3 protein-coding genes (1 of these 3 cut by a window edge) are annotated in these 18,967 nt (G+C 51.0%); all 3 read right to left on the bottom strand.

Features of this window, described 5'->3' with window-relative positions:
- The coding region (locus tag PSI23_RS16285) for a non-ribosomal peptide synthetase (RefSeq protein ID WP_273556077.1) at window positions 1–9,285 on the bottom strand (9,285 nt) is incomplete at its 3' end.
- A gap of 11 nt (window positions 9,286–9,296) precedes the next feature.
- Entirely contained in the window at window positions 9,297–16,079 is a 6,783-nt protein-coding gene (locus PSI23_RS16280) for a non-ribosomal peptide synthetase (RefSeq protein WP_273556076.1), read from the bottom strand.
- Window positions 16,079–18,967 carry part of the coding region annotated (locus PSI23_RS16275) for a non-ribosomal peptide synthase/polyketide synthase (RefSeq protein ID WP_273556075.1) on the bottom strand (this coding region is incomplete at its 5' end). 17,493 nt of the annotated region lie beyond the right edge of the window, so 2,889 of the 20,382 annotated nt are shown. The genes PSI23_RS16275 and PSI23_RS16280, both read right to left, overlap by 1 nt.

Below are 18,967 nucleotides of genomic sequence, written 5' to 3'. Positions count from 1 at the left end.
CCCCGTGACACCCAAAGGCACGGGCTGGCGGTATTGGTCAAAGATATAGATTTGGTTGTTGGCTACCGGCCGACCGATGGGAGGCAGGGTCGGCCACTGTGCAATGTCCTTACCCAAGGGGTATGCCGTCACAACGTGGCTTTCCGTCGGGCCGTAGTGGTTGTGCAACCGGCAATCACCGGCGCGTTGCAGGAAACGCTGAATGGCCGGTGTAATGCGCAACTGTTCACCGGCGGTAATAATGTGGGCCAGACCGGAAAAATCCCCCTCACTGTGAACGGCGGCTTCGGCAAGGTGCTGGAGAGCAATGTAGGGCAGGAAAATCCTATCAATCTGTTTTTGCTCAATCAGCCGCAGCAGTTGTTGCGGCTCCCGTCGCAGGGCTTCATGAATCAAGACCAGACAGCCGCCTTCACACAGGGTGGTAAAAATTTCCTGAAAGGCGACATCAAACCCCAGTGCGGCAAATTGCAGGGTTCTGCCATTACCGGCGGGTTGTGAAGGGGAATGCCGATGCCATTGCAGCAGGTTTGACAGCGCCGCCAGCGGCATCTCCACCCCTTTGGGCATGCCGGTCGAGCCGGACGTGTAAATCACATAGGCCAAATGGCGTGATGTCAGCCCCAGAGCCTGAGTGTCGGGATTGTGGGTCGGTTGTGCAGCCAGCGCGGGGTCTGGTGCATCCAGCAGCACGGTAATATAGCCGGCTTCGGTCGCCACGGCATTGTTCAGCATACCGGCGAAGGCGGACTGGGTGAGTAAAGCCACCGGTGCGGCGTCCTTGAGCATATACGCCAGCCGCTCGGTCGGGTAGGCCGGGTCGAGCGGCACATAAGCCCCGCCCGCCTTGAGGACAGTGAGTAATCCCACCACCATTTCCGGCCGGCGTTCAACGCAAATCGCCACGCGTTCATCCGGGCGCACGCCCAAGGCCATCAAATGATGAGCCAGACGATTGGCGCGTTGGTTGAGTTCGCCATAGCTCAGGGTTTGATCTTCAAAGATGACCGCTGTTGCCTCGGGATATTGTGCTGCCTGTGCTTCAAATAAGGTATGGACGAAGGCGTCTGGCGGGAAATTTACCCGGGTGGCATTGAAATCCACCAGCAGTTGCTGTTGTTCCGATTCTGGCAGCATCGGTAGGGCGGCAATAGTTTGCGTCTCATCAGCGGCTATTGCCGTCAGGATATTTTGCAAGTAACCAGCCATGCGCTCAATGGTTGTGGTATCGAACAGATCGGCAGCATAGGTTATGGCACCGATCAAGCCAGATTCAGTTTCGGTCAGTGATAACGTTACGTCAAAGTAGGCACCGTGATGTGCCTGTTCAACTGATGTGAGTTGTAAATCAGGCAATGTCAATTTCTGTGCTGGTGTATTGTTCAGGGTCAGCATTACTTGAAAGATAGGACTGTAGCTTAAGCTGCGTTCAGGCTGCAATGCTTCTACTACCTGCTCGAAAGGCAGGTCCTGATGAGTATAGGCGGTGAGCGCCTGTTCCCGCACTTGTGCAAGCAGCTCCGCCACATTGAGGTCATCATTGAATCTGACACGCAAGGCCAGCGTATTGACAAAGAAACCAATCAGTCCCTCAAGTTCCTGGTGCGGTCGGTTGGCGACGGGGGTACCGATAACAATATCATCCTGACCACTGAGTCGGGCGAGTACGATACTCCATGCGCTTAGCACGGTCATGAAGAGAGTGGTGTTATGGCGTTGTCCCAGCGCCTTAAGTGATGCCAATAATGCGGTATCAAAGTGGAAAGTGATTTGGTCGCCGACATAAGTCTGTACTGCCGGGCGTGGTCGATCGGTGGGAAGTGTTAACAAAACCGGAGCACCCTCAAGTTGGGTACACCAGAAATCACGCTGTGCAGCGAAGGCCATTCCTTTCAATTGATCATGTTGCCAGACAGCATAATCCGCATACTGAATGGGCAGTGGTGGTAAGGGATTATCATGACCATCAAGAGCCGCACGGTAGAAAATACCCAGTTCTCGCACCAGCACACTAATAGACCAGCCATCAGTGATAATGTGATGCAGGGTGAGCAGCAATACATGCTCCTCGTCTGCCAGTTGCAGCAGTTGACCACGAATAAGCGGGCCTTGGGCGAAATCAAAGGGAGTTTGCGCTTCAAGGCTGGCGAGTTCGGTAACATGGTTGGTATGCAGGGTCGGATCAAGTTGGCGCAGATCGTGACAGGACAGGGCAAAACCGATATCAGCAGGGTCAATATGCTGGCAGGGCTGCCCTTCAATTGATTGCCCTTCAATCGGTACAAAACGCGTGCGTAGGCTCTCATGGCGAGCGACCAGACGGTCAAGCGTAATCGTCAGAGCATGACGATCAAGCAAACCAGTAAGGCGCAAGGCAGCAGGGAGATGATAAGCCTGACTGGCGGCCGGATCGAGTTGACCGAGGAACCACAAGCGCTGTTGGGCAAAGGATAGTGGCAGGACTTGGCTGCGGTCAGTTGTGGGAATAACGCTCTGAATGACCGTGGTTGCCTCAGTGAGTGTATGCGCCAGCATCATCAGAACCGGCTGATCAAAGAGTATCTGTAACGGTAACTCTCGCGCCAGAGTCTGGCGTATACGTGCCACAAGCTGGACGGCAAGCAGAGAATGCCCACCAAGCTCAAAGAAATGATCATGTCGCCCAACCCGCTTCACGCCCAGCAATTCTTGCCAGATATGTGCCAGAACGGTTTCTGTTTCCCCCATTGGGGCGGCATAGCTGCGAGTCACCACCGCAGAGGAATCCGGCTCAGGAAAAGCCTGACGGTTAAGTTTGCCATTGGCAGTCAGTGGGAACGTATCAAGCGTAACAAAGGCACTGGGCAACATATATTCGGCAAGATGTCGGGCGAGTTGCTGACGCAGTTCAGCAGGGAGCAGTTCAACGCCATCCTGTGGTCGCAGATAGGCAACCAGCCGCTTCTGTCCCGCTGTATTCTCAGAAGAAATGTCTTCGCGGGCAAGCACTACAGCCTCACGTACTCCGTGGCATTGCATCAGACGGGCTTCGATTTCCCCCGGTTCAATGCGGAAACCACGAAGTTTGACCTGAAAATCATTACGACCGAGATATTCTATATTGCCGTCGGGTAGCCAGCGGCCAAGGTCACCTGTCTTGAACATGCGAGTACCGGGGTCTGTACTGAACGGATTGCTGAGGAAACGTTCGGCAGTCAATTTTGGACGGTTCAAGTAACCACAAGCAACCCCCGTGCCGGCGATATATATTTCCCCCGTCACGCCAATAGGAACGAGTTGACCGTGGGAATCGAGAATATAGCTTTGGGTATTGGCGATCGGCCGGCCAATCACTGAAACCTCCGGCACACCGGATTCAGCGGAGTATTCATACCAAGTGGCATCACCATTAATTTCGGACGAACCATAAAAATTCAGTAACCGGAGCCAGGGACAATCTGTCACTACCTGCCGTGCGAACTCAGGTGCCAGGCGTTCTCCGCTGCAAATCAATATCCTGATTGATTTCAGGAGATTATTCTTATCACGATGATCATCACGATTAGTACCATGATCCTGTATCAAGAGTTTCAATAGCGAAGGTACAACCACCAAGTAGTTAACATCAAAATGCTGCAAGCCCTCACTGAAACGAACCGGGTCTTTCACTTCGTGGTTGTTGAAAACCACCAGTTTGCCACCAGACAACAATACGCCCAGCGTTTCAGTCAGCGAGTCGACAAAACTGATACTGGTTTTCAGGGCACCCACCAATGGGAATGTCACGATATCCCGGACGAACCACAATAGCCGGTTACACAGGGCCTGATGGCTACTTATTACCCCTTTGGGCAGACCTGTGGAACCTGAGGTATAAACAACATAAGCCAGATGCTGGGCGGTCAGGCCTGATACCTCTGGATTGTGATCCGGTTGTATTTTCATGACGGGATCTGGGGCATCAAGTATGACTATGGGGGTGGAGTTCGTAGGTATGGCACTTGTAGATTCAGAGCTTGTAAAGATATCAAGGAATGCCATTTGGCTCAGTATTACTACCGGTGCTGAGTCCTTAAGCATATATGTCAGTCGCTCGGTTGGATAAGCCGGATCAAGTGGCATATAAGCACCACCCGCCTTGAAGATACTGAGCAGACCTATCACCATTTCCAGACTACGCTCGACACACATCGCTACCCGATCGTCAGGACGTACACCTAACGCGATTAAATGATGAGCCAGACGATTGGCACGACGATTCAGTTCATCATAGCTGAGCGATTGCTCACCGCACACCACCGCGATATCAGCAGGATGACATGCCGATTTGGTTTCAAATAGTTGATGGATCAGAACATCCTGTGGAAAGTCTGTCTGTGTGGCATTGAAATCTACCAGCAGTTGCTGTTGCTCCGAGGCAGGCAGAATCGGTACTTGTTGAATAGGTTGTTGTAGATTATGGATGAGGGCATCAATTAGACCACTGATGGCAGTCACCAGATAACTGGTTATACGTTTGGGATTAACACTCGTCACCGTCTGAGCGGTTAAGTGGAAACCAACACCCATATCATCCACCGTTAGCGTGATTGGAAAGTTGGTACGTTCTTCTGCCGCTAGGATGCGTACACCCGTCCAGGTTGAATCAACCGTTTCTGCTTCACCGGTTTGTTTATTATTACCTGATTGGCTATGGCGATAGTTCAGCAGGGTAGTGAACAGCGGCATGGGTTGCGCCACGCCACTGCATCGTTGTGCCAGCGATAACGGTGCCTGCTCATGCTCTAATAATGTTGTCAGGTTTTGGTAGGTAGCTTGTACCACTTCTTGCACGCTGAATCCGCTCAGCGCAATCCGCATTGGCAACGTGTTGATAAACATGCCCAATATTTTGTTGGCTCCGGCGATCCCCTGTAGACGCCCTAACAATACGGAACCAAAGACCACATCATCATGACCGCTGGTTCGGGCCAGCACTTGTGCCCACGCAACATGGAACAGGACACTGGGGCTGACACCCAAACGACGGGCCTGAGAACGAATAGCCTTCGCCAGAGAAGAGGGGAATGAAAGGCTGTCTTCGTTGATAGAACTATTATCGCTTTGTATTTTGAGTATCCCGAATGGTGCGGTTGGTTCATCAACATCAGCAAGCTGGCTACGGAAATAGGCTTCATGCTCTGTGATTGGCACGCTTAGCGTCCGGGCAATAAAGTCGCTATAAGGCAACGCAGCGGGCAGCATTTTGGCATTTCCCTGCAACACTTGGGCAATCTCAGCGAAAATCAGTTCCAGTGTGACATGGTCGCTGACTAAATGATGAAAACGCAGAGACAACAGCCATTCATCGTGTACTGGATCATGGGTAATATCGGCGGCGAACAAGGGCGCGCGACTCAGATCGAGACGATGCTTGCGCGGATCAGTGTAGGCACGCAATTGTAATAAAACGTCTTGTAATAAAACGTCCTGTGATGAAATATCGCCTTCTGTCGTAGAAATAAACGTTGAGGTAAAAACCGGAGTAAATACATTGATGCACAGCGGTGCTTGACGCCAAACCACTTGAACTGGCTGTGTCAGATCCTGCCAATAAGCGGAAGTGCGCAAAATATCATGGCGATCGATAATTTGTTGCAGGGCATCCAAAAAGATATCGAGACGTTCGCGAGTATCGAAAGCGAGCAGACTTTGCAGCAGATAATCATCACCTTGTGTCTGTAGCAAGTGCTGGAACAGGATACCTTCCTGCAACGGTGCCAACGGATAGATATCTTGTACATTGCTTGCCCCACCGGGGATAGTCCTGATAATGGCATTGATTTCGGATTGAGATAGCGAAACCAAAGGCAGCATATCGGGAGTAATGGTAGTGCAACCTTCGGGAATAAGATTGGGAGGGACTTCGAAAGCGCAAATGTCGTCCTGATATGCCAAGATGGTTTGTGCCAACTCACTCAGAATTGGGGTGGCGAACACACTGCGTACATCGAGCCGCCAGCCAAGATTGTGCAATTGTTCAATCAGGTTGACGATCATCAGCGAGTGCCCGCCGAGCTCAAAGAAATGGTCATGACGACCGACCTGCTCCAGTCCCAGCAAATCTTGCCAGATTTTGGCTAAAGCCGTTTCCATTTCTCCGGTTGGCGCTTCATATCCGCGTGTTGCTACCGCAGACGCATCAGGGGCAGGGAGTGCCTGACGGTCGAGTTTGCCATTGGGCGTCATCGGGAAAGCGTCAAGAGTGATAAAGGCGCTGGGCAGCATATATTCGGCAAGATGCTGTGCAAGTTGCTGACGCAGTTCAGCGGGGACTAATTCAACGCCCGCGAGTGGTCGCAGATAAGCAACTAATTGCTTTTGTCCTCCTGTATTTTCACGGGCAATTACCACCGCTTCGCGCACGCCATGACATTGCATAAGTTGCGCTTCGATTTCACCGAGTTCAATGCGGAAACCGCGTAATTTAACCTGAAAATCATTGCGGCCGAGGTATTCGATATTGCCGTCCGGCAGCCAGCGCCCCAGATCGCCCGTTTTATACATACGTGCGTTTGGATCGGAAGAGAACGGATTGATGGGGAAACGTTCAGCTGTGAGTTCGGGGCGATTCAGATAACCACGGGCAACACCAGCGCCAGCGATATGAATTTCACCAGCGACACCAATAGGAGCCGGGTGACCATTGGCATCGAGAATATAAATCTGGGTGTTAGCAATCGGGCGGCCAATATGCGTGGTAGCACCCGTTGTCCGGTTCATGCGCGTCCATGTTGAATAGGTTGTCGTCTCTGAGGGGCCATATAGGTTACACACATCTTGTATGGAGGAACGGGCAAACAAATGTTCAACAATATGTGGCTTAAGTGCCTCACCGCCTAAATTGACAGTGCGCACCTGCGGAGGAATGGCGTTAGTTTCAAGCAAATGCGCGATGGCTGACGGCACCGTGTTGATTAGACTGATTGCTTGTTTTTCAGCAGACCGCTCTGTAATTGATCGTTCTGTAATAGATCGTTCTGTAATAGATAGCTCGGTAGCGATTAATGACAGCACGTCGGGAACAATATGAACCGTACCGCCGGAAATAAGTGGTACAAAGCATTCGTATACGGATAAATCAAAATTAAATGATGTCGCAAACAGAGTATGAGCCAGCTCCTCAGGGCTGAAAGTTCGTTGTGCCCAAGTGAGGAAATTAACCGTATTGCGATGAGCGATCGCGACCCCTTTTGGCAGTCCGGTGGAGCCAGAGGTATAAATCACATAGGCCAGATGATTTGACGTTAAGCCCAGAGTCTCAGCATCAGGATTATTTGCTGACCGTGCTTCAATAGACTGAGCCTCAATAAATGATTCTTGGAGATCGAATATGTTGTCGATAAACACCACCGGCACGGCGCTGGTTAGTCTGTCGGCTACTGTTTTCTGGGTCAGTAATACTAAGGGAACTGCATCTTCAAGCATATACGCCAACCGACTTGAAGGATAAGCGGGATCGAGCGGAACATAAGCTCCGCCTGCTTTGAGAATGGCAAGCAATCCCACCACCATTTCCAGACTACGTTCGACACAAATCGCCACTCGGGCATCGGGTTGTACTCCGAGTTCGATCAGATTATGAGCCAGACGATTAGCACGGAGATTCAATTCGTTATAGCTGAGAGACTGGTCTCTACACACTATCGCTGTAGCATTGGGCGATTGTGCCGCTTGCGCTTCAAACAGTTGGTGGATCAGGGCATCTTGTGGGAAATCAGTTTGGGTGGCATTGAACTCCACCAACAATTGTTGGCGCTCTGAATCCGATAGCATCGGCAGGTTGGAAACGGATTGTATTTTGGAAACGGATTGTATTTTGGAAACGGATTGTATTTTAGAAACAGATTGCCTTGCATCGCTCGTCATTGCTACCAGTATTCGCTGCAAATAGCCGATCATGCGTTCTATAGTTGAAGAATCAAATAAATCAACGGCATACTCCAGTTCACCGAACAGACCATTCTCCGTTTCGGTCAGCGATAATGTCATATCGAAGTGAGTGCCGAGGCGTACTTGCTCAACCGGAGTGAGTTGCAACCCTGGCAGCGTCAGCGTTTTGGCTGGTGTGTTATTTAAGGCCAGCATCACCTGAAAGATCGGACTGTAGCTCAGGCTGCGTTCAGGTTGTAATGCTTCCACCACTTGCTCAAAAGGTAGATCCTGATGCGCATAAGCGGAAAGCGCCCGTTCGCGAATTTGTGTGAGCAGGTCAGCAACACTGGTGGTATTACTCAATGTGACGCGCAGGGCCAAGGTATTGACGAAGAAACCAATCAGCCCTTCAAGTTCTTGATGTGGGCGGTTGGCAACAGGGGTGCCGATAACAATATCATCCTGACCACTGAGTCGGGCGAGCACGATACTCCAGGCTGCCAGTATGGTCATAAACAGGGTAGTGTTATGGTGTTGACCAAATAATTTAAGCGATTCCAGCAAAGTAGCATCGAACTGAACAGGTACTTGATCCCCCGTATAACTCTGTACTGGTGGGCGGGGTCGATCAGTGGGCAGATTCAGTAAGGCCGGAGCGCCTTCGAGTTGGGTACACCAGAAATCGCGTTGTTTCGCAAGGACGGCTCCTTGCAGCCACTCACGCTGCCAGACAGCATAATCGGCATACTGAATGGGAAGTGGTGCAAACGGAGCATCGTGATCGCCATTAGCATGATTGCCGAGAGCGGCACGATAAAAAGCCCCCAGTTCGTGCACCAGCACACCAATAGACCAACCATCAGAGATGATGTGATGCTGAGTAAGCAACAATACATGTACTTCATCTGTCAGTTGCAATAGCTGACCACGGATCAGCGGGCCTTGAGCCAAGTCGAAAGGCGTCTGTGCTTCAAGAGTGGTAAGTTCAGCGATGCGGTGATTGTGCATCTCTGAATCCGAAGAGCGTAGATCCTGATAGGACAGAGCAAAGCCGATATCAGCAGAATCAATGTACTGGCAGGGTTGTCCCTCAATAAGCATGAAACGGGTACGCAGGCTTTCATGACGGGCAATCAGGTGATTGAGCGCGGTAGTCAGGGCATCATGGTTAAGCTGACCGGTCAGGCGCAGCGCTACCGGAATATGATAGGCCAGACTGGCGGCAGGATCGAGTTGGTTAAGAAACCACAAGCGTTGTTGGGCGAAGGACAATGGCAGAGGAAGATCACGGGCCACTTGCTTGATTGGCGGTCGCTTCTGATGCTTCTGATTTTGTAATTGTTCTTTAATTTTCTTTTTTAAAACAGCACGTTTCAGATTATCGTGATTCATGTCGGCCCTTATCATTTGCTACTGTCTCCGCCTAAAATTGCCATTAACTCTTCTGTTGACATCAAATCAAGTGCGTTTTCGAGTGATTCAATATCGTTTTTTCCTATGGCATCCATTTGAGCTGTAAAGATGATGTTTGCCTGTTCCACTAATTGAGGGGAAAGAAACAACGAAGAGATGGGGATATCGACCATAAACTCATTTTGTATGCGCGTGGCTAATTGCACGATCATCAGTGAGTGTCCGCCAAGTTCAAAAAAGTGGTCGTGGCGACCAACTTGTTCCAGCCCCAGCAAGCCTTGCCAGATTCGAGCCAGAATAATTTCTTCCTCGCTATTCGGTGCTTCATAGTGACGAACTACCACCGCAGACGAATCAGGTGCAGGAAGTGCCTGACGGTCGAGTTTACCATTGGGGGTCAGCGGGAAAGTTTCCAATGTGACAAAAGCACTGGGCAGCATATAGTCGGCAAGGTGCTGAGCGAGCTGCTGGCGCAGTTCAGCAGGCACCAATTCAACGCCAGTTTGAGGGAGCAGATAGGCGACTAAACGTTTCTGGTTTCCCTTATTCTCATCGGAACTGTTATTAGGATCGTCATAAGAACGGTCTTCGAGCATAAGAACAATGGCGTCACGTACACCGTGGCATTGCTTCAATTTAGCCTCGATTTCGCCGGGTTCGATGCGGAAGCCCCGCAGTTTGACCTGAAAATCATTGCGGCCGAGGTATTCGACATTGCCATCCGGCAGCCAGCGACCAAGGTCACCGGTTTTGTACATGCGTGCCTCCTGATTTGAAGAGAATGGATTGATCAGGAAGCGTTCAGTGGTGAGTTCGGGACGGTTCAAATAACCCCGGGCAACACCGGCTCCAGCGGCATAGATTTCACCCGAGACACCGAGAGGGACGGGCTGAAGATATTTGTTAAGAATATAGATTTGAGTGTTGGCAATTGGGCGACCTATGGGAATAGTACGGTCAGCATTGATTGGCGAATCAATGGAGTAGGTTGTGGTAAACGTTGTGTTTTCCGTTGGGCCATAGCCATTAATCAAGTGTGCCGGCTGAGGCTCAGTCAACTGAGCGTACTGGATCGCTCTTGGGTCAAGGACATCACCGCCAGTGATCAGGTAGCGCAATTGACCAAACAGGGGTTTAAGCGCATAGAGATATTTGTTGAATAAACCCGCCGTTAACCAGAGGGCGGTAACGTGTCCCCGAATCAATGAATCGCAGAAACGTGGCGGATCGAGTAACGTTGATTGTGAAACTATGTGCAGACGACCGCCGTTTAACAGGGCAGACCAGATTTCCCATGTTGACGCGTCAAAAGCAATATTGGCGCAATGGGCAACGCAGTCATCTGCCCCGATATCTGCATAACCATTATTGATCACCAACCGATTGACACTGCGGTGTTCGACCATCACACCTTTCGGTTGTCCGGTCGATCCCGACGTGTAAATCACATAGGCCAGATCCCGTGATGTCAGCCCTAGAGCCAGTGTATCTGGATTATCAAATGCCTGGTTATTAAATGATTGGCGGTCGGCTAATACATCGTCAAGCAAGACTGTCGGCACGGTTTTGGGCAGCTTATCGGCTTGTGCTGTCTGGGTCAGCAAGACAACGGGAGTGGAATCCGCCAGCATATACGCCAACCGCTCAGCCGGATAATTCGGATCGAGCGGTACATAAGCGCCGCCAGCCTTAAGGATGCCGAGTAAGCCGACGATTATCTCTGGACTGCGTTCAGCGCAAATTGCGACCCGATCATCCGGACGCACGCCCAACGCAATCAGGTAATGAGCCAGCCGATTGGCACGGCGATTCAATTCGCCATAGCTGATCGTCTGATCTTCAAACATCTTCTGATCTTCAAAAACTAACGCAGTAGCCTCTGGACGACATGCCGCCTGAGCTTCAAAAAGCTGGTGGATCAGGGCATCTTGCGGATAGTCTGCTTGTGTGGCGTTGAAATCCACCAGCAATTGTTGACGCTCGGCTTCCGGCAAAATAGGCACGTCCAGAATCAACTTTTGTGGATTGTGAGCTAAGACATCAACCAGACCACTTATGGCTGTCAGCAGATAATGGGTGACACGATCCGGATCGATACTGGCGATTGTGTGGGTGGTCAGATGAAAACCAACGCCCAAATCGTCCACCGATAGAGTAATTGGATAGTTGGTGCGTTCCTGTGCTGAGATAATGCGCATTCCTGACCAGATGGTATTAGCTACAGTATTAACTGCGTCTGCTTCGTTGGTTTGGGAATGGCGGTAATTGAGCAGGGCACTGAACAGCGGCATGGGCTGGGCTACACCGCTGCAACTTTGTGCCAGTGCCAGCGGAGCCTGTTCATGTTCCAGCAGTGCCATCAAATCATTGTAGGTAGCTTGTACGACTGCTTGTGCACTGTAGCCAGCCAGAGAAACACGTACTGGCAGGGTATTGATAAACATGCCCAGTATTTGGTCGGCACAGGCTCCTCCTTGCAGACGGCCCAAAAGAACAGAGCCAAAGACCACGTCGTCGCGACCGCTGGTCTGTGCCAACACTTGCGCCCATGCGACATGGAACAGTACGCTGGGGCTGACTTTCAGACGCTGGGCTTGGGCACGAATGGCCTCCGCCAGTTCGGGAGCGAGGAGAAGACGGGTTTCGGCGATAGATTCAACATCACTCGGTACTGAAAGCACACCAAACGGTACTGTCGGAGCATCAATATCGGCGAGCCGTGTACGAAAATACGCTTCATGCTCTACTGCCGGTACGCTCAGAGTCCGGGCGATAAAATTGCGGTAGGGCAGTACCATGGGAAGTTTTTTCGCCTCCCCCTGCAACATTAGGGCGATCTCAGCAAAAATCAGCTCCAGTGTCATATGGTCACTGACCAGATGATGGAATCTCAAGGCCAGCAGCCATTCATCCTGTATCGGATCGTGAGTGATATCAGCAGCAAACAGTGGCGCTTGGTTCAAATTGATACGATGTTGGCGTGGATCGGTGTGAGCCTGTAGTTTTGCTGGAACATCTAGTTGTGCCGGAACATCATTCTCTGTGGTTGGCGTAAAAACCTTGATATCCAGTAGAGCCTGACGCCAAACCACCTGAACTGGATGTTCTAATCCTTGCCAATAAACCGCAGTGCGCAGGATATCGTGGCGGTCAATAACCTGTTGCAGGGCATTCAGAAAAACATCGAGGCGATCACGGGTATCGAAAGCGAGCAGGCTCTGCAACAGGTAAGTATCACCCTGTGTTTGCATCAGATAATGGAACAGAATGCCTTCCTGCAACGGTGCCAGTGGATAGATATCCTGTACATTACTCGCTCCGTCAGGGACGGTATCAATGATGGCATCAATCTTAGTTTGGGAAAGCGAAACCAGTGGCAGCATATCGGGCGTGATGGTTGTGCAGCCTTCAGGAATGAGATTGGGTGGCACCACGAAAGCATTGGCATCACGCTGGAGAGTCTGGGCCATGTCGGCGAGAACAGGGGAAGAGAAGACACTGCGAACGTTGAGTTTCCAGCCGCTGCTACGCAATTTCTCAATCAGACTGACGATCAGTAGTGAATGACCACCGAGTTCAAAAAAATGGTCATGGCGACCGATTCGCTCTAATCCCAATAAATTTTGCCAAATCCGGGCCAGCGCTGTTTCTGTTTCACCGATTGGCGCTTCATCGCTGCGTATTATATCAGCAAATGAATCGGGTGCAGGAAGCGCCTGACGATCGAGCTTGCCACTGGAAGTGAGCGGGAAAGCCTCCAATATCACAAAAGCGCTGGGCAACATATAGTCGGCAAGGTGTCGGGCAAGTTGTTGACGCAGTTCGGTCGGCACCAGTTCAATACCCGCTTGAGGCAGTAGATAAGCCACCAAACGTTTTTGTCCGGCCATATTTTCATCAGAACGGTCTTCACGTAAACCGTCTTCACGTAAACCGTCTTCACAAGCCAGTACCACCGCTTCACGTACTCCGTGGCATTGCCTCAGTTGTGCTTCGATTTCGCCGGGTTCAATACGGAAGCCCCGCAGTTTGACCTGAAAATCATTGCGGCCGAGGTATTCGACATTGCCATCCGGCAGCCAGCGGCCAAGGTCACCGGTTTTGTACATGCGTGCCTCCTGATTTGAAGAGAATGGATTGATCAGGAAGCGTTCAGTGGTGAGTTCGGGACGGTTCAAATAACTCCGGGCAACACCGGCTCCAGCGGCATAGATTTCACCCGTGACACCGAGAGGGACGGGCTGAAGATATTTGTCAAGAATATAGATTTGGGTGTTGGCAATTGGGCGACCTATGGGAATAGTACGGTCAGCATTGATTGGCGAATCAATGGAGTAGGTTGTGGTAAACGTTGTGTTTTCCGTTGGGCCATAGCCGTTAATCAAGTGTGCCGGCTGAGGCTCAGTCAACTGAGCGTACTGGATCGCTCTTGGGTCAAGGACATCACCGCCAGTGATCAGGTAGCGCAATTGACCAAACAGGGGTTTGAGCGCATCGAGATATTTGTTGAATAAACCCGCCGTTAACCAGAGGGCGGTAACGTGTCCCCGAATCAATGAATCGCAGAAACGTAGCGGATCGAGTAACGTTGATTGTGAAACTATGTGCAGACGACCACCGTTTAACAGGGCAGACCAGATTTCCCATGTTGACGCGTCAAAAGCAATATTGGCGCAATGGGCAACGCAGTCATCTGCCCCGATATCTGCATAACCATTATTGATCACCAACCGATTGACACTGCGGTGTTCAACCATCACGCCTTTGGGCTGTCCCGTCGAGCCTGACGTGTAGATCACATACGCCAGATGGTGTGATGTCAGCCCCAATGCCTGAGCATCTGGGTTATGAATAGGTAGTGTAATAGATTGTGTCCCTAATAACGTTTCCTGAGTGTCGAGCATAACCACAGGCACAGTGTTTGGCAGCCTGTCAATCAGCGTTGTCTGAGTCAGTAATACTAAGGGAGCTGCGTCTTCAAGCATATATGCCAGCCGCTCGGTGGGATAGGCTGGATCAAGTGGAAGATAGGCGCCACCGGCTTTAAGGATGCCAAGTAAGCCCACAATCGTTTCGAGACTGCGTTCGAGGCAAATTGCGACCCGATCGTCGGGGCGAACGCCCAATGCCAGCAAATGATGAGCCAGACGATTGGCGCGATGGTTCAGCTCGCCATAACTGATGATTTGATCTTTAAAAACCACTGCAATAGCGTCAGGGCGTTGCTCCGCCTGAACTTCAAAAAGCTGGTGGATCAAGGCATCTTGTGGGAAATCTGTTTGAGTAGCGTTGAAGCTGACCAGCAGTTGTTGCTGTTCTGTTTCCGGCAGCATCGGCAGAGTGGCAATGCGTTGTGTCTCGTCAGTGACCATCGCCGTCAGGATATTGGTTAAATAGCCGACCATGCGCTCAACAGTTGAGGCGTCGAATAAATCAGTGGCATATTCCAGATCACCAACCAAACCCGCCTTGGTTTCGCTCAGTGATAACGTTAAGTCAAAATGTGCACTACGACGAGCCTGTTCAATCGTTGAGAGCTGCAAATCGGGTAATGTCAACTCTTGAGCTGGGGTGTTGTTTAAGGCCAGCATTACCTGAAAAATGGGGCTGTAGCTCAGGCTGCGTTCCGGTTGTAGTGCTTCCACCACCTGCTCGAAGGGCAGATCCTGATGGGCATAGGCGGCAAACGCCTGCTCGCGAACCTGTGCAAGCAAATCTGCCACACTCAGGCCATCATTGAATGTGATGCGCAAAGCCAGTGTATTGACAAAGAAACCAACCAATCCTTCAAGTTCATGGTGCGGACGGTTGGCAACCGGCGTACCGATGACGATATCGTCCTGACCACTGAGTCGGGCGAGTACGATACTCCAGGCAGTCAATACCGTCATAAACAAGGTACTGTTATGGCGTTGTCCAAGCGCCTTAAGTGATGCCAATAATGTGGCATCAAGGTGGAAAGACACTTGACCGCCGGCATAAGTTTGTACCGTCGGGCGAGGTCGATCGGTGGGAAGTGTCAGTAAGGCCGGAGCGCCCTTAAGCCGGATACACCAGAAATCATGCTGTTCAGTGAGAGCCGTTTCTTTCAACTGCTCATGTTGCCAGACAGCATAATCCGCATACTGAATGGGCAATGGAGGCAAAGGATCGTGATGACCATCAAGGGCCGTGCGGTAGAAAGTCCCCAACTCTTGCACCAGCACACCGACGGACCAGCCGTCAGTGATGATGTGATGCAGGGTGAGCAATAACACATGCTCCTCGTCTGTCAATTGCAGCAGTTGACCACGAATAAGTGGTCCCTGAGCAAAATCGAAGGGAGTCTGAGCTTCAATATCAGCCAGCTCGGTGACACGGTGAATATGCAGGGCCTGATCGAGCTGGCGCAGATCATGGCAGGACAGAGCAAAACCGATGTCAGCCGGATCAATGTACTGGCAGGGCTGGCCTTCAACCAGTATAAAGCGGGTACGCAGGCTTTCATGGCGGGTAATCAGGCGATCGAGGGAAGTTTTCAGTGCATCTCGGTCGAGCCGGCCGGTAAGGCGCAGTATCACAGGCAGATGATAGGCTTGACTGGCCGCCGGATCGATTTGGCTGAGAAACCATAATCGCTGTTGTGCGAAGGATAGCGGCAGTGGTCGATGTCGGTTCGCTGGTTTTATCAATGACTGTTGCTGCTGATAGCCGCGTACTTTCAATTGTTCTTCAAGTCTTTTTTCCAGAACCGCACGTTTCAAGTCATTGATATTCATGTTAGCCCTTGTCATTATTTGCTGTCTCCGCCTAAAATTGCCATCAATTCTTCTGCCGACATTGAGTCAAGATCGTTTTGGATTGACTCAGTCTCGTTTTCCCCTACCGCATTCATTTGAATTGATAGAATGACATTGGCCTGCTCCATCAATTTGGGCGAAGTGAATAACGAAGTAAGGGGGATATTGACCAACAATTTGTTTTTTATACGTGTTATTAGTCTTATGACCATCAGTGAATGACCGCCCAGTTCGAAGAAATGGTCGTGACGGCTGACACGCTCCAGTCCTAATAAGTTTTGCCAGATTTGAGACAGAGCGGTTTCTATCCTTCCCTGTGGTGGCTCATAATCGTGTGTCACCACGGCAGACAAATCCGGGGCTGGAAACGCCTTGCGGTCAAGTTTGCCATTGGGGGTCAGTGGGAAGGCTTCAAGCACCATAAAGGCGTTGGGCAGCATATACTCGGACAGATGCTGGGCGAGCTGCTGGCGCAAATCTACAGGAACCAACTCGCAGCCATCCTGAGGTAGCAGATAGGCAACCAAGCGTTTCTGGTTCGGCTCGTTTTCGTGGGCTAAAGCTGTTTCTTGAGTCAAAACCGTTTCTTGAACTAAAACGACAGCTTCACGAACACCGTGGCACTGCATGAGTCTTGCCTCGATTTCGCCCGGTTCGATGCGGAAGCCACGTAACTTAATCTGAAAATCATTGCGGCCGAGATATTCAATATTGCCATCAGGTAACCAACGACCAAGGTCTCCGGTTTTGTACATACGTTCATCTGGATTTTGCGAGAATGGATCGATCAGGAAGCGTTCGGCTGTCAGTTCTGGACGATTCAGATAACCGCGTGCAACACCTGCACCAGCAATATAAATTTCTCCGGTCACACCAAAGGGAACGGGTTGACCATACTTGTCAAGAATATAAATTCGGGTATTGGCAATCGGGCTGCCAATGGGAACAGAGCGAGTCACATCAACGGGGGATATCATTGTATAGGTGGCGGCAAAGGTTGTGGTTTCCGTTGGGCCATACCCGTTGATCAAATGTGCTGGTTGTGATTCAGCTAATTGTACTTGCTGTATCTTTTTCGGATCGAGGACATCACCGCCGGCAAGTAAGTAACGCAATTGCCCGAACAGGGGTTTGAGCGTATCGAGATATTCGTTGAACAAGCCAGCCGTTAACCAGAGGGCGTTGACTTGCCCCTTGATCAGCGATTCGCGGAAACGTATCTGATCGAGCAGCACGGATTGTGAAACCACATGCAGGCGTGCGCCATTGAGCAAGGCAGACCAGATTTCCCATGTCGATGCGTCAAAGGCGATATTGGCACAATGGGCAACGCAGTCATCTGGCCCAATATCTGTAAAGCCATTATTGATAATCAGACGAAGTACACTGCGATGCTCAATCATGACGCCTTTGGGTAGCCCTGTAGAGCCTGAGGTATAGATCACGTATGCCAGATGGTGTGAACTCAGTCCTAAAGCCTGTATGTCTGGATTATGGGTCGGTTGTTCCGCCAACAACGTATTTTGAGCGCCAAGTACTATAATAGGCATCATAGGCATCAATATAGACCCAGAATTGGACAACCTGTCGGCTTGGGTTATCTGCGTTAGCAAGACCACGGGAGCCGAGTCTTCCAGCATATAAACCAGCCGCTCAGTCGGATAAGTCGGATCGATTGGCACATAAGCTCCGCCTGCCTTGAGGATAGCGAGCAGACCTACGATCAGTTCCGGACTGCGTTCGACACAAATGGCTATCCGATCATCTGGGCGGACTCCCAATGAAATCAGATGGTGGGCCAACTGATTGGCGCGGCGGTTCAGCTCGCCATAACTGAATGTTTGCTCCTCAAATACCACCGCGATGGTGTCGGGATGGCTTGCCACTTGAGCTTCAAACAGTTGCTGAATCAGCGAGTCTTGCGAGAACCCCCTCTGTGTGGCGTTGAGATCTACCAGTAATTGCCGGCGTTCTGTAGCAGGCAGGATTGAGATATTTCTAATCAACTGTTGTGGCTCACGCGCCAGAGCATCAATCAAACCATTAATGGCGGTAGCCAGATAATGGATTACGCGGTTGGGTTCGATATCAGCGACTGTTTGCGCGACCAGTCGGAAATCGGTGCCCAAATCATCCACTGACAGGGTAATTGGATAGTTGGTGCGTTCTTCGGCCGCCAAAATGCGCATACCTGTCCAAACGCTGTCAACCGTCTCTGCTTCACCAGATTGGCTGTGGCGGTAATTCAGCAGGGTACTGAACAGCGGCATCGACTGCGCCATACCGCTGCAACGTTGTGCCAGTACTAATGGGGCCTGTTCGTGTTCCAGCAGCATCATCAAACCGTGGTAAGTGTCTTGTACTACTTCCTGAACAGTACGATTGGTCAGGGAAACCCGCATTGGTAAGGTGTTGATGAACATACCCAGCACTCGCTCAGCACCGGCACCTCCCTGAAGTCGTCCCAATAGCACAGAACCAAATACCACGTCATCGCGACCGCTGGTTTGTGCCAGCACTTGCGCCCAAGCTACATGGAACAGCACACTCGGACTGACACCCAGACGACGCGCCTGAGCACGGATGGCTTTTGCCAGATCAGGTTCAATGGCGAGGCGGGCTTCAGTAACGAGTTCGCCGTCAGTTTGTACTTTAAGCATCCCGAATGGCGCAGTTGGTTCATCAACATCAGCAAATTGGGCACGGAAATAAGCCTCGTGCTCGGCAGTCGGCATATTCAGGGTTTGAGCAATAAAGTTGCGATAGGGCAATACAGCCGGCAAGGTCTCCGCATTTCCCTGCAAGATAAGGGCAATTTCAGCAAAAATCAGCTCCAGAGTCATATGGTCGCTAACCAGATGATGGAAGCGCAGCGCCAGCAA

Origin of the sequence: Xenorhabdus yunnanensis, assembly GCF_028598805.1 — a bacterium.
Classification (GTDB): domain Bacteria; phylum Pseudomonadota; class Gammaproteobacteria; order Enterobacterales; family Enterobacteriaceae; genus Xenorhabdus; species Xenorhabdus yunnanensis.
This window is presented reverse-complemented; position numbering and strand designations above follow the sequence as displayed.